10 protein-coding genes and 1 pseudogene are annotated in these 12,632 nt (G+C 77.0%); 6 read left to right on the top strand and 5 right to left on the bottom strand.

Annotated features, from left to right (window positions below):
* The first annotated feature begins 265 nt into the window (after positions 1–265).
* Complete coding sequence (locus tag ACIQTO_RS17755; RefSeq protein ID WP_402388525.1) at positions 266–2,632, top strand: lamin tail domain-containing protein; 2,367 nt, start codon at positions 266–268, stop codon at positions 2,630–2,632.
* Positions 2,633–2,684: 52 nt separating this feature from the next.
* Here ACIQTO_RS17755 and ACIQTO_RS17750 read toward each other — a convergent pair whose 3' ends face one another.
* Entirely contained in the window at positions 2,685–3,251 is a 567-nt protein-coding gene (locus ACIQTO_RS17750) for a hypothetical protein (RefSeq protein WP_402388524.1), read from the bottom strand.
* A 390-nt stretch (positions 3,252–3,641) separates the two neighbouring features.
* Between ACIQTO_RS17750 and ACIQTO_RS17745 the strand changes: the two genes are divergently transcribed.
* The 4 genes from ACIQTO_RS17745 to ACIQTO_RS17730 all read left to right on the top strand — a co-directional run bounded on the left by ACIQTO_RS17745 (position 3,642) and on the right by ACIQTO_RS17730 (position 7,216).
* Positions 3,642–3,887: a TerD family protein gene (locus tag ACIQTO_RS17745; RefSeq protein ID WP_402388641.1), complete on the top strand. Its 246-nt coding sequence runs from the start codon at positions 3,642–3,644 to the stop codon at positions 3,885–3,887.
* A gap of 319 nt (positions 3,888–4,206) precedes the next feature.
* The gene (locus ACIQTO_RS17740) at positions 4,207–4,389 is read left to right on the top strand and encodes a hypothetical protein (protein ID WP_402388523.1); all 183 of its coding nucleotides are present in this window, start codon (positions 4,207–4,209) and stop codon (positions 4,387–4,389) included.
* Positions 4,390–4,394: 5 nt separating this feature from the next.
* Positions 4,395–6,713 carry a heavy metal translocating P-type ATPase gene (locus ACIQTO_RS17735; protein WP_402388638.1) on the top strand — a complete coding sequence of 773 codons (2,319 nt, stop codon included), beginning with the start codon at positions 4,395–4,397 and terminating at the stop codon, positions 6,711–6,713.
* The gene (locus tag ACIQTO_RS17730) at positions 6,710–7,216 is read left to right on the top strand and encodes a copper chaperone PCu(A)C (protein ID WP_402388522.1); all 507 of its coding nucleotides are present in this window, start codon (positions 6,710–6,712) and stop codon (positions 7,214–7,216) included. The genes ACIQTO_RS17735 and ACIQTO_RS17730 overlap by 4 nt, the downstream gene beginning before the upstream one ends.
* A 192-nt stretch (positions 7,217–7,408) precedes the next feature.
* On the opposite strand, the gene ACIQTO_RS17725 is transcribed toward ACIQTO_RS17730, so the two are convergent.
* Positions 7,409–8,284 carry a universal stress protein gene (locus ACIQTO_RS17725; protein WP_402388521.1) on the bottom strand — a complete coding sequence of 292 codons (876 nt, stop codon included), beginning with the start codon at positions 8,282–8,284 and terminating at the stop codon, positions 7,409–7,411.
* A gap of 347 nt (positions 8,285–8,631) precedes the next feature.
* On the opposite strand from ACIQTO_RS17725, the gene ACIQTO_RS17720 reads away from it, so the two are divergent.
* Positions 8,632–10,329: a GAF domain-containing protein gene (locus ACIQTO_RS17720; RefSeq protein ID WP_402388520.1), complete on the top strand. Its 1,698-nt coding sequence runs from the start codon at positions 8,632–8,634 to the stop codon at positions 10,327–10,329.
* A 275-nt stretch (positions 10,330–10,604) separates the two neighbouring features.
* On the opposite strand, the pseudogene ACIQTO_RS17715 reads toward ACIQTO_RS17720, so the two are convergent.
* The 3 genes and pseudogenes from ACIQTO_RS17715 to ACIQTO_RS17705 form a co-directional block, all read right to left on the bottom strand.
* Positions 10,605–10,910 (bottom strand): annotated as a pseudogene (locus ACIQTO_RS17715) (pyridoxamine 5'-phosphate oxidase family protein); the annotation flags it as partial.
* A gap of 118 nt (positions 10,911–11,028) precedes the next feature.
* Positions 11,029–11,754, bottom strand: a complete 726-nt coding sequence (locus tag ACIQTO_RS17710) for a response regulator (RefSeq protein ID WP_402388519.1) — start codon at positions 11,752–11,754, stop codon at positions 11,029–11,031.
* A gap of 208 nt (positions 11,755–11,962) precedes the next feature.
* Positions 11,963–12,484, bottom strand: coding sequence for a hypothetical protein (locus tag ACIQTO_RS17705; protein WP_402388518.1), 522 nt, complete (start codon positions 12,482–12,484; stop codon positions 11,963–11,965).
* Positions 12,485–12,632 lie beyond the last annotated feature (148 nt).

Below are 12,632 nucleotides of genomic sequence, written 5' to 3'. Positions count from 1 at the left end.
CGGTCGAACTGTTCTTCCGCTGTACGTCTGGCGGTCGGGCGCAGCGTGCGGTACGGCACAGGTGGCGCTGTTGGATACGCACCGCCCCGCGTTCCACCGCCCGCCGGGCCGGCGTGCCGTCAGGCCGCCCGACCGACGGGCCGCCAGTTCTCCAGATCTCCAGGTCACACCCGGTCCTGGCCGGTCCCGTCGGGACCGGCCAGGACCCGTCAGGCCACCGGACCACTCCGGTCACCAGGTCACCAGATCGCCAGGAGGAAAGCCGATGCGGCGAACCGATCGAGTCCGGCTCCGTGCCACGGCGGTGGCTTGCGCCGCCGTGGTGGTGGGAGCGCTGTCGGCCCTTCCGGCCGGCACCGCGCAGGCGGTGTCCCCGGACATCGTGATCAGCCAGGTGTACGGCGGCGGCGGCAACTCCGGCGCCCAGTACACCAACGACTTCATCGAGCTCCACAACCGCGGCACGACCCCCGTCTCCGTCACCGGCTGGACCGTCCAGTACGCCTCGGCGGCCGGATCGTCCTGGTCCCGGACCACGCTCTCCGGCACCGTCGCCCCCGGTGCGTACTACCTCGTCCAGGAGGCCGCCGGCGCGGGTGCGGGCGCCCCGCTGCCGGCCCCGGACGCCACCGGGACCCTGGCTCTCGGCGCCACCGCCGGCAAGGTCGCGCTGGTGACCAACGGCACCGCGCTGACCTGCGCTTCGGCCTGCGTCGGCCAGCCGGGTGTCAAGGACTTCGTCGGGTACGGCAGCACCGCGAGCTCGGCCGAGGGAACCCCGACCGGCAACCTGTCCAACGGCACGGCCGCACTGCGGGCCGGCGGCGGCGCGACGGACACCGACAGCAACGCGGCCGACTTCGCCGTCACCGCGCCCGCCCCGCGCAACTCCACCACCACCGGCGGCGGCACCGGCGGCACCCGGATCCGCGACATCCAGGGGGCGGCGCGCACCTCCCCGCTGGCCGGCCGGCCGGTCGGCGCGGTCCCCGGTGTGGTGACGGCCGTCGGCCCGGCCGGGTTCTGGTTCCAGGACCCGGCGCCGGACACCGACCCGGCCACCAGCGAGGCGGTCTACGTCTACACCGCCACCGCGCCCGCGGTCGCCGTCGGCGACTCGGTGACGGTCGGCGGCACGGTGAGCGAGTACCGCCCCGGCGGCACCGGCGGCACCACCAACCTGACCGTCACCGAGCTCACCGGCCCGAGCGTGGCCGTGCTCGCGCACAACGCCCCGCTGCCCGCGGCGACCGTGGTCGGCACCGGCGGCCGGGTGCCGCCCGCCTCGGTGATCTCCGCCGTGACCTCGGGGGACGTCGAGACCGCCGGCTCCTTCCACCCCGCCACCGAGGGGCTCGACTTCTGGGAGTCACTGGAGGGCATGCGGGTCGAGCTGGACGACGCGGCCGTGGTCGGCCCCAGCAGCGCGTTCGGCGAGATCCCGGTCGTCCCGCCGGGGAGCACCACCCGCACCGGCCGGGGCGGCGTCCTGCTGCAGCCCGGCGACGCCAACCCGGAGCGGGTGATCCTCGACGACGTCCTGGCGCCCACCCCGACCGCGACCGTGGGCGACACCCTGACCGGTGCCACGGTCGGCGTGCTCGACTACTCCTTCGGCAACTTCAAGCTCCTGGTCACCGCCACCCCGGCGGTCTCCTCCGGCGGCCTCGCACCGGAGACCACCGCGGCGGCGGCCCCCGGCGAGCTGGCGGCGGCGACGTTCAACGTGGAGAACCTCGCCCCGAGTGACCCGCAGAGCAAGTTCGACGGGCTCGCGGCGGGCATCGTCGGCCGCCTCCGCTCCCCCGACCTGGTCGCGCTGGAGGAGATCCAGGACAACAGCGGCGCCACCGACAACGGCGTGGTCGCCGCCGACCAGACCCTCGCCCGGCTCACCGCCGCGATCACCGCCGCCGGCGGCCCCGCGTACACGTACCGGCAGATCGACCCGCAGAACGACCAGGACGGCGGGCAGCCGGGCGGCAACATCCGCCAGGTGTTCCTCTACCGCACCGACCGCGGCCTGAGCTTCACCGACCGCCCCGGTGCCGGCGCCGGCACCGCGAACTCCGTGCTGAACAACGCCGGCACGCCCGCGCTGGCGTACTCCCCCGGCCGCCTCGACCCCGGCAACTCCGCCTTCGCCGCCAGTCGCAAGCCGCTGGCCGGCGAGTTCCGCTGGCAGGGCGGGCCGGTCTTCGTGATCGCCAACCACTTCAACTCCAAGGGCGGCGACCAGCCCCTCTTCGGCCGCTACCAGCAGCCCGCCCGGCCGTCCGAGACCCAGCGGCACGCCCAGGCGACGGTGGTGAGGACCTTCACCGACCAGATCCTCGCGGTCGACCCGAACGCCTCGGTCATCGTGCTCGGGGACCTCAACGACTTCGAGTTCTCGCAGACCACCGACCTGCTCACGGCCGGTGGCTCCCTCGTCGACCTGCCCCGCACGCTGCCCCTCACCGAGCGCTACACCTACGTCTACGAGGGCAACTCGCAGGTGCTGGACCACATCCTGATCTCCCGCGCGCTGGCGGCGAAGCCGTACGGCTACGACATCGTCCACCTGAACAGCGAGTTCCCGGCCCAGCTGAGCGATCACGACCCGCAGGTCGTCCGCGTCCCGCTGCCCTGACGGCCCGTCCGGGTGCCACCCCCGGCACCTCGTCCGGGGGCGGCACCCGGGGTCAGTAGCGCACGGCCCGGACCACGACGGGCAGCAGCGTCTCGTCGGCCGGCCGGCGGCTGAACGCGACCGGCGAGGCCTTCGCCCCGGGCGCGAGGTGTTCGGCGCCGACGACCGCGCTGTCCACGGCCTTCCCGCTGGTGTCGACGAAGTCGACCTGCACCGCGTACGAGGCGGTGTCCAGACCGCTGTTGGTGATGGTGACCACGACGGCGTGCAGCCCCCCGGTCCGCGCCCGCGGCACCCCGGTCACGGTGATGTCGTTCAGCGCGTTGCCCCCGTTCCCCACGGTGCCCAGCGCGGCCACCGCGTTCTGCCGCACCTGCTCGCCCTGTGCCGAGACCGACGCCGCGAACGAGGCGGCGGCAGCCGAGGCGGACTCGGCCGCCGCCGACACCGAGGCCAGCGCCGACTCCGCGGTCGAGGCCAGCCCGGACGGCGGCTCCCCGGAGAACGAGGACGGGTTGGGCGCCGTGCTCAGCGTCGCCGGCCCCGAGGCGGTGACCGACGGATTGGTCGAGGAGCTGCTGCACGCGGCGAGCACGAGGGCCCCGGTCAGCGCGGCCACCAACGCCACGGCACGCGGCCCCGCCCACCTCCGGCGGGCACCCTCGGCATGACGGTTCGGGAAGCTATGGAGTTCACGCACCGGGGTTCCCTCTTCTGATCGGTGTCCAGCGGCCGACGGCCCCTACGTCCCCATGCTTCGCAACGACCGCTTCCGCCGCGAAACCTGCTGCCCCGTTCGGGTGCCCCCGGCGGCCGGAGGCACCGTCACCGACCTCAGAAGATCACGTTCCGATTGCATGCACACAATCTGCTCAAAGCCTGGTCAGGCCGGCCGTGAAAGTGGCTAGGCTCCCTGCCGGCCGCCCTGGGCACCGGTCGGCGGCCGCACCCACACTCGACGGCCGTCCGCTGGGCGGCCCTGGTCCTCCGGGGGACATTCGTGCAGGACATGGTCAAGGGCGCCAACGTCGGCCTGGCGGCGCTGAGCGACAGCGCCGACTCCGTCATCGTGAGCCTCGGCTGGAGCAGCCCGGGCGGCGACGGGGACGCCGACGTGTCCGTGCTGCTCCTGACCGCGGCGGGCAAGGTGCGGGGCAACGCCGAGTCGGGCTTCATCCGCAGCGTCGACGCCGCCGTCGAGCGGTTCCACACCTCGGTGATCGCCCACCTCGACAACCGGACGGCCCGCCGCTGACCGTCGCAGGCCGCCGGGGCCGGGGCCGCACAGGCGGCTCCGGCCCCGGCGTGGCCCGGCGAGCGGGCCGAGGGCAGCCGCGGCCTCGTCGCCCGGACGGGCGACGAGGGCCTTGGGAACCAGGGGTTCCGGTAGGTGATGTGCGCGCTGCGGACGGCCAACGGTTCACCACTCCCCGGCGGCACGGTGAAGGCCGCGGCCTGAGCCGCTGACGCCCGAACGGCCCGGGACGGGTCCGGGCCGGCGTGGCCCGGTGGGGCGATGCGCACCGTACGGGAACCAGGGCGGGTGGCGGGCCGACTGGTGGAGGGTGAGTGCGATGTCGCCGGGTGGCCGGCCGTGGAGTGTGGTGGCGGGGTTCGCCCTGCTGTTGGTGGTGGTGTTCGTGGCGGCGTTCGCGCTGGGGCGCGGCGCCGGACCGGTGTCACCGGGCCTGACGCCCGGCAGCGGCGGCGGGGGCGCACCGGGGATGAGCGGGCACGACATGGGGGCGGGCCGGTGAGTCCCGTGGCGGACCCGCAGGCCGGGGCGCTGGTCAGTACCGACCTCACGGTCGGCGGGATGACCTGCGCGGCCTGCGTCGGCCGGGTGGAGAAGCGGCTGGCGCGGATCGACGGGGTCACGGCCGGCGTCAACCTCGCCACCGGGCGCGCCCGGGTGCTGCACCCGGCCGGGGTGGGCGTCGGGGACCTGGTCGCCGCGGTCGAGCGGGCCGGGTACACGGCCGCCCCGGCCGAGGCGGGGCAGCCGCCGGTGGAGCACGGGGAGGAGCCCGCCGAGCGCCGGCGGCTGCTGGTGACCGCCCTGGCGGCCGTGCCCGTGCTGCTGCTGTCGATGGTGCCGTCGCTGCAGTTCCCGGCCTGGCAGTGGCTCTGCTTCGGGCTGGCCGTCCCGGTGGTGACGTGGGGTTCGGCCGGGTTCCACCGGCGGGCCCGGCAGGGCCTGCGGCACGGCACGGCCACCATGGACACCCTGGTCAGCCTCGGCGTGCTGGCGTCCTTCGGCTGGTCCGGGTACGCGCTGCTGTTCGGCGGGGCGGGCGCGATCGGCATGCGGATGCCGTTCTCGCTCACCGCCGACGGCGGCGGCGCGCACGTCTACCTGGAGGCGGCCGTCGGGGTGCCGCTGTTCGTCCTGGCCGGGCGGCTGCTGGAGGGCAGGGTGCGGCGGCGCACCGGTTCGGCGCTGCGGGCGCTGGCCGAGCTGGGCGCCAAGGAGGTGTGCGTCCGGGATCCGGGGTCCGGGCAGGAGCGGCTGATCCCGATCGAACAGCTGCTGCCCGGCGGGGAGTTCGTGGTCCGGCCGGGCGAGCGGGTGGCCACCGACGGGGTGGTGGTGGACGGCGGCTCGGCCCTGGACCTCAGCCTGCTGACCGGGGAGAGCGCGCCGGTGGAGGTCGGGCCCGGGGACGCCGTGGCGGGCGCCACCGTGAACGTCGGCGGCGCGCTGGTGGTCCGGGCCACCGCCGTCGGGGCGGACACCCAACTGGCCCGGATCACCGCGCTGGTGGCGGACGCCCAGGCCGGCAAGGCCAAGGCGCAGCGGCTCGCGGACGCGGTGGCCGGTGTGTTCGTGCCCTGCGTGCTGGCGGTGGCGGTCGCCGTGCTCGGCTTCTGGTTGGGCGCGGGCGCCGATCCGCAAGCGGCGGTGACGGCCGCGGTCGCGGTGCTGGTGGTGGCCTGCCCGTGCGCGCTGGGCCTGGCCACGCCGACCGCGCTGCTGGCGGCGACCGGCCGGGGCGCGGAGCTGGGTGTCCTGGTGCGCGGGCCGGAGGTGCTGGAGAGCCTGCGCCGGATCGACACCGTGGTGCTGGACAAGACCGGGACGCTGACGACCGGGCGGACGGAGCTCACCGAACTGACCACCGCCCCCGGCGTGGACGCGGACGCGGTGCTACGGCTCGCGGGCGCGGTCGAGCACCACTCGGAGCACCCCGTCGGGCGGGCCGTCCTGGCGGCGGCCCGGGCGCGGTGCGGGCCGCTCCCGGCGGTGGACGGCTTCACGGCCACCGCCGGGGTCGGCGTGTCGGGCACCGTCGAGGGGTGGCCGGTCCGCGTGGTCCGGCCGGAGGACGCGGCCGGGCCGTTGCCCGCCCCGCTGGCCGGGGCACTGGACCGGGCCGGGGCGGCCGGCCGCACGCCGGTGCTGGTGGAGCTGGACGGCCGGCCGGTGGCCCTGCTCGCGGTCGGGGACACGCTGCGCTCCGGCAGCTGGCGGGCGCTCCACCGGCTGCGCGCGCTCGGGCTGGAGACCGTCCTGCTGACCGGGGACGGCCCCGGCGCGGCCCGTGCGGTGGCGGGCGAGCTGGGCATCGAGCAGGTGCACCACTCGGCCTCGCCGGCGCGCAAGGCGGAGGTGGTCGCCGAGCTGAAGGCCGCCGGCCGGACCACGGCGGTGGTCGGCGACGGCGTCAACGACGCCGTCGCGCTGGCCTCGGCGGACCTCGGCGTGGCGCTCGCCTCCGGCAGTGACGCCGCGATCGGGGCGGCCGGGCTCACCCTGGTGCGGGGGGACATCGAGGCGGTGGTGGATGCCGTCCGGCTGGCCCGCCGGACGCTGGCCACCATCCGGGTCAACCTGCTCTGGGCGTTCGGCTACAACGTGGTGCTGATCCCGCTGGCCGCGGTCGGGCTGCTGAACCCGATGCTGGCGGCGGTGGCGATGTCGCTGAGTTCACTGCTGGTGGTGGGCAACAGTCTGCGGCTGCGGACCTGGCGGCCGGGGCGCGGCGGCGCCGCCCGTCGGGGCGGGGGCGAGGGTGGCGCCCGGCCGGGTGGGGGTCCGGCGGCGCGTGGGCGCCGCGGCGCCGCGGCGGTGACCGGGTGAGGGCCGCGATCGGCGACCCCGCGCTCCGGCGGCTGCGGGTGGCCCTACCGCCGGTGGCGGCGGCCGCGGTGGCACTGGCCCTGCTCTCCGGGTGGACGGCGGTCGGCGGGGCCGGGCGGCAGCGCCCGGTGGAGGCCGGACCGGGCTGGGTGCTGCTGCCGACGACCGGCGGGGCGACGGCCACGGCCGCCTTCTTCACGCTCCGCAACCCCGGCGACATCCCTGACGAACTCACCGGTGCGAGCTGGGAGTTGGATGGACGGGTCACGCTGAAGCGGCACCGGCACCAGGGCGCGTCGGGCCGGTGGGAGCCGGCCGCCGCACTGCCCGTGCCGGAGCGCGGCGAACTGGTGATGTCACCGGAGGACGCCGACCTGATGATCGTCGGGCCGCCGGCCCTGCGGGCCGGGCAGTGGGTGGAGTTCACCCTCACCTTCCGCCACAGCCCGGATCTGCGGGTGCGGGCCGAGGTCGTGCCACCCGGCGGGCGGCGCGCCGGCTGACGCGCCGGGGCCCGGCCGGCCCGCCGGGGGCGAAAGCCGGGGGCGGAGCGGCCGGGCCCGGTCGGGCCTCGCACGTCACGGCCGGTCCGGGCCGTCCAGCGTCTCCGTCACCGGCCGGCGCGGGGTCGCCGGCCCGGGCGGGCCGCACCCGGAGCGGAGCACCAGCTGGACATGGCCCGGCCCCCCCGGCCCTCAGGGGTGCGGCACCACGGCGACCGGGGCGTCCGCGTGCTGGAGGACGGCGTGGGCGACCCGGCCGAGCCGCCGGCCGATGTCGTGCGGGCGGTCGCGCCGGCCGACCACCACCAGGTCCGCCGTCCCCGCCGCCGCCACCAGCGTGCGGGCGGCGCCGAGCCCGACCTGCTCGACGAGTTCCGTCCCCGGGTACCGGTCACGCCACTCGGCGAGCGCCAGGGAGAGCGCCTTCGTCTCCAGCGCTTCGAGTTCCGCGACCTCGGGCCCCGACGGGACGAAGCCCACGGTCGCGAAGGCCGGCGGCAGGTCCCAGCCGTGCACGGCCCGCAGCCGGGCCCCGCGCAGCCCGGCCTCGCGGAAGGCGAACGCCAGCACGGCCTCGTCCACGGCCCGGGTGTCGATCCCGACCACGACCTCGGGCGGCGCCGCCGGGGCCCCGGTCGTACCGTCAGGCCGGCCGCTCGGCCGGACCACGACCGCGGGCACGGCGCTGCGGGCGACGGTCGCCCTGCTCACCGAGCCGAGCAGCAGCCCGGCGAAGCCGCCCAGACCGCGCGAGCCGAGGACCAGCAGCGCGGCGTCCGCGGCGGCGGCGACCAGCCCGTCCACGGCGGCGTCGAGCACCACGTCGGCCCGCACGGCCAGGCCGGGGTGGCCGCGGCGGATCGCGGCGGCCGCGTCGAGCACCACCTGCTGGGCGGCGGCGGGCAGCGCGTCGGTGTCGGCGAACGCGGCCCGGCCGTCCGTCAGCCAGGGCCAGGCGTGCACCAGGCGCAGCGGGGCGTCCCGGCGCAGTGCCTCCTCGGCGGCCCAGTGGGCGGCGGCGGTGCTCGCGGGCGAGCCGTCGACTCCGGCCAGAACAGGGGGCGTCATGGGAATTCCTTCCGCTGCGGATCACGGGCCTCTGCTGCCGGCGGCGCGTCCTGACGCACCGTCGACCCCCCCACCCTCGGCCCCGGGGCGGGGTGGCCGCCAGGGCCGCCGGTCCCTCCCGTCAGGGCCGGAGGTCCCGCCGGGTGTGTACACGACGGACCCCGGCGTCCGGGGCGGGTGTACGCGGGCACTACCGTGAATCCGACAATCCTCCCGGCCGGTCGGCCGGGGACGGAACGGATCACCACAGAACGTCGAGGAGGACGCCGGTGGGCGGCGCGGACGGTACGCGGGCGGGCACCGGCGGTCCGGCGGGCAGGGCGCCCGACGGCGGGACCGGCACGCGGATGCCGCAGCTGCGCCTGGACGAGCTGCTGGAGGAGCTCCAGTGGCGGATCGACGCGGCGCGCGGCACCCGGGACCGGGTGCACAGCCTGCTGGAGGCGGTGCTGGCGGTCGGCCGCGAACTCGATCTGTCCCAGGCGCTGCACCGGATCGTCGAGGCCGCCGCCGACCTCGTCGACGCCCGGTACGCGGCCCTGGGCGTGATCGGCGCCGACGGGCACACGCTCTCCCAGTTCCTGACGGTCGGTCTGACGGCGGAGGAGACCGAGGCGATCGGGCCGCTGCCGGCCGGTCACGGGATCCTCGGCCAGCTGATCCGCCACCCGGAGCCGCTGCGCTGCCCGGTACTGTCCGACCACCCGGCCTCGGTCGGCTTCCCCGCCCACCACCCGCCGATGCACACCTTCCTCGGGGTGCCGGTGCGGGTGCGCGGCGAGGTGTTCGGCAACCTGTACCTCACCGACAAACGCGGCGGCGTGGACTTCGACGCCGACGACGAGGCGGTCATCTCCACCCTGGCGGTGGCGGCCGGGGTGGCCATCGACAACGCCCGGCTGTACGAGGAGGCGCAGCGCCAGCAGCGCTGGCTGCGGGCGAGCGCCGAGATCACCCGCAGCCTGCTGTCGGGCGCGCCCCGGCTCGCGGTGGTGGAGCTGATCGCGCGCCGGGCCCGGGAGATCGCCGACGCCGAGCTGGCGGACGTCTCGGTCGCGCTGGCCGGGCCCGGCGAGCGGGCCGCCGAGCTGACGGTCGAGGTCGCGCTGGGCGGCGAGCAGAGCGCCCGGCTCGGAGTGACGGTACCGGTCGACGGCACGCTCTCCGGCGCCGCGTACGCCTCCGGATCACCGGTGACCAGTGAGGAGTTGGCGCTCGACGCCCGGTTCGCGGCCGGGCCGCCCGGCCGGTTCGACGGTCTGGGCCCGGCGGTCGCGGTACCGCTGGGCACCGGCGCCGGGTACGGACGGGGTGTGCTGCTGCTCGCCCGGGAGTGCGGACGGCCGCCGTTCACCGCGGAGGAGACCGGCCCGCTGCTGGGCTTCGCCGACCAGGCGGCGCTCGCCCTGGAGCTGGCCGAACGCCGCCGGGACGCCGAGCAGTTGACACTGTTGGAGGACCGCGACCGGATCGCCCGGGACTTGCACGACCTGGCGATCCAGCGGCTCTTCGCCACCGGGATGACCCTGCAGAGCGCGGGCCGGCTGATCGAGAGTCCGAGCGCGGCGGACCGGGTCGGCCGCGCGGTCGCGGACCTGGACGAGACGATCAAGATCATCCGCTCGACGATCTTCGGGCTGCGGGCCCACAGCGAGCCCGACCGGAGCCTGCGGGCCCGTGCCACCCGCGCCGTCGGCGACGCGCACACGACGCTCGGCTTCGCGCCGCGGCTCAGCATGGAGGGGCTGCTGGACACCGATGTGCCGCAGGAGCTCGCCGAGCATGTGATGGCCGTCCTCGGCGAGGCCCTCAGCAACGCGGCACGGCACGCGCGGGCCGGCCGGGTGGAGGTCGCGCTGCGGGCGCTCGGCGGCCGGGTGACGCTCACCGTCACGGACGACGGCGTGGGCGTCCCCGAGGGCGGGCGGCGCAGCGGCCTGCGCAACCTCGCCGAGCGGGCGGAGCGGGCGGGCGGGAGCTTCGCGGTGCGGGAGGCGGAGGGCGGCGGCACCCGGGTGGTGTGGGAGGCCCCGCTGGGGGTGTGAGGACGGGCGGGGGGTGTGAGGACGGGGGGGTGTACCCGCGACGAACCGGGGCGGCGGGTGGTCAGCCGTCGATGGTCAGGCGTCGGCCGACCACCAGTTCCGGACCGATCCGGATCACCACCCGCCCCGGCCCCCGTCCGCCGCGCCGCCGCGCCGGCCCCCGCGACGTCCGCCCGGTCCGCCCGGTCCGCCCGGTCCGCCCGGTCCACCGGGCTCACCCGGCCCACCGCGTCCGCCCGGTCCGCCGCCGGCCGGACCTCCGCGCGGCCCAGGACGGTGACGCACCAGCCGGTACCGTCGGCGCCGTCCAGCTCGTCCGCCTCGAACGCGATCACCGCGCCGTCCACCGCCCGGGCCAGTTCGGAGCCGGCCAGGGCGGACAGCAGCACGCCCCCGGCCGGGTCCAGCCGGAAGCACACCGGGAGCACGGCCGGCAGCGCGCCGACGGTGTAGACCACCCGGCCGACCTCCGTCCCGGCCAGCAGTTCCAGCGCCCGGGCCCGGTCGAGGTCCCGCACGCCGGGCGGCCGCCGCCCGTCCGGTTCCACCTGCACGGCCGGCGCTTCACGATCGGGGTTCATACCAGCGATGGTCACGCGCCGGACGGGGGCGGGGCGAGGGCCGATGGTCCCGTCGAGGGTCCTTGTTCGTCCGCCCGCCCCGAGCCCGGGGGTCAGCCGCCCGCCCCGAGCCCGGGGGTCAGCCGCGCAGGCCGCCGTAGGGGCGCGGGTGGGCCGGCCGGTCGGCGGCGGACTGGCGCAGCTCGGTCGCGATCAGCGCGGCCTGGACACGCCGCTCCACGCCGAGCTTGGCCAGCAGGCGGGAGACATGGTTCTTCACGGTCTTCTCGGCGAGGTAGAGGCGCTCGCCGATCTGCCGGTTGGTCAGGCCCTCACCGATCAGCGCCAGCACCTCCTGCTCGCGCACGGTCAGCTCCGGACCGGTCGCGGTGTGCTGCGGCGGGGCCGCGTCGCTGCGCAGCCGGTTGAGCAGCCGGGTGGCGGCGCCCGGGTCGAGCATCGAGCGGCCGGAGGCGACCGTCCGGACGGCGGCGACCAGGTCGGTGCCGCTGATCTGCTTGAGGACGTAACCGGCCGCGCCCGCCATCACCGCGTCGAGCAGCGCCTCCTCGTCGTCGAAGGAGGTGAGCATCAGACAGGCCAGGTCGGGCATCCGGGACCGCAGTTCGCGGCAGACGGAGACGCCGTCGCCGTCACCGAGGCGGACGTCCAGGACGGCCACGTCGGGGCGCAGCGCGGGGACCCGGACGAGCGCCTGCTCGGCGGTGGCGGCCTCGCCGACCACCTCCAGGTCGGGTTCGCCGTCCAACAGGTCGTGGACGCCCCGGCGTACCACCTCGTGGTCGTCCAGCAGGAACACCCTGACCGGTGCCGGGGTGTCGGTACCGGCCGTCTTGCTCGCCATCTCGCGGCTCCACCTTCCTCGCGCCCGGCACACTGCTGCGGGCCCACCGCATCATCGCCGACCGGCGGGTGCCGGCCAAGGGCCCAACGACCCCATTGCGCCGGGTACTCCGGCACCGGCGGGCCCGGGCCGCCGACGAGGGCCGCCCGGGCCGCCCGGTCAGCCGGTGCCGCACGGTCGGCCGGGGCGGCGGAGGCGGCCGCCCCGGTCAGGGCCGGTGGCGGCGGCCGGCCAGCAGGCACGCCGTCGGGACCACCAGCGCGCCGACGGCCGCGGCGGCGAGCCGGGCGGCGAGCGGTCCGCCGCCGGTGAACAGGAGGCAGAGGGCGCCGAGCGAGGCGACGGCCAGGCCGGTGAACAGCCCGCCCGCCACGACGCGCGCGGCCGGGCGCGGGCCCGGCGGCACGGGGCCGGCTCCCAGCATCGCCCAGCGCAGGCCGCACTCGCGCTGCTCGCGCCGGCGGTGGCGAAGGGCCCGGACCCGCAGGATCACGCCGGCGACCAGTCCCGCCAGCGCGATCCGGGCGGCGGGCTGCCAATCGGGGACGACCAGCAGGAGGGGGCCGGCGAGCGCGAGCCCCGCCCACCAGACGACGCACGCCGCGGCGGCGGTGCGGGCGGACCGGGTCCGGTCCTCGCCCGCCCGGAGGTCGGCGACGGCGGGCAGGTACCAGACGCAGCCGGACGCGGTGAGCCCGGCGGTGCCGATGGCCAGGACGGTGTGGGACATGCCGTGTGCTCCTCAACCGGGGGGTCCCCGGGTCGGTCCGGGCGGGTGGGGCCGTCCCCGCCCGCCCGGGGGCGACGACCGGGCGGGGACGGCGTTCGGGCGGGGACGGCGTTCGGGGCCGAGCGGCCGGTCGGCGGACAGCCCCGCC

This window comes from Kitasatospora sp. NPDC091207 (assembly GCF_044768625.1).
Taxonomy (GTDB): Bacteria; Actinomycetota; Actinomycetes; order Streptomycetales; family Streptomycetaceae; genus Kitasatospora.
Note: the sequence above shows the minus strand (reverse complement) of the source record. Positions and strands in the feature narration are given on the sequence as shown.

What these genes read in the sequence shown, in the direction of transcription:
- ACIQTO_RS17755 (WP_402388525.1), top strand. Translation starts at nt 266, where the DNA reads ATGCGGCGAACCGATCGAGTCCGGCTCCGTGCCACGGCGGTGGCTTGC.
- ACIQTO_RS17745 (WP_402388641.1), top strand. Translation starts at nt 3,642, where the DNA reads ATGGTCAAGGGCGCCAACGTCGGCCTGGCGGCGCTGAGCGACAGCGCC.
- ACIQTO_RS17740 (WP_402388523.1), top strand. Translation starts at nt 4,207, where the DNA reads ATGTCGCCGGGTGGCCGGCCGTGGAGTGTGGTGGCGGGGTTCGCCCTG.
- ACIQTO_RS17725 (WP_402388521.1), bottom strand. Translation starts at nt 8,284, where the DNA reads ATGACGCCCCCTGTTCTGGCCGGAGTCGACGGCTCGCCCGCGAGCACC.
- ACIQTO_RS17720 (WP_402388520.1), top strand. Translation starts at nt 8,632, where the DNA reads ATGCCGCAGCTGCGCCTGGACGAGCTGCTGGAGGAGCTCCAGTGGCGG.
- ACIQTO_RS17710 (WP_402388519.1), bottom strand. Translation starts at nt 11,754, where the DNA reads ATGGCGAGCAAGACGGCCGGTACCGACACCCCGGCACCGGTCAGGGTG.
- ACIQTO_RS17705 (WP_402388518.1), bottom strand. Translation starts at nt 12,484, where the DNA reads ATGTCCCACACCGTCCTGGCCATCGGCACCGCCGGGCTCACCGCGTCC.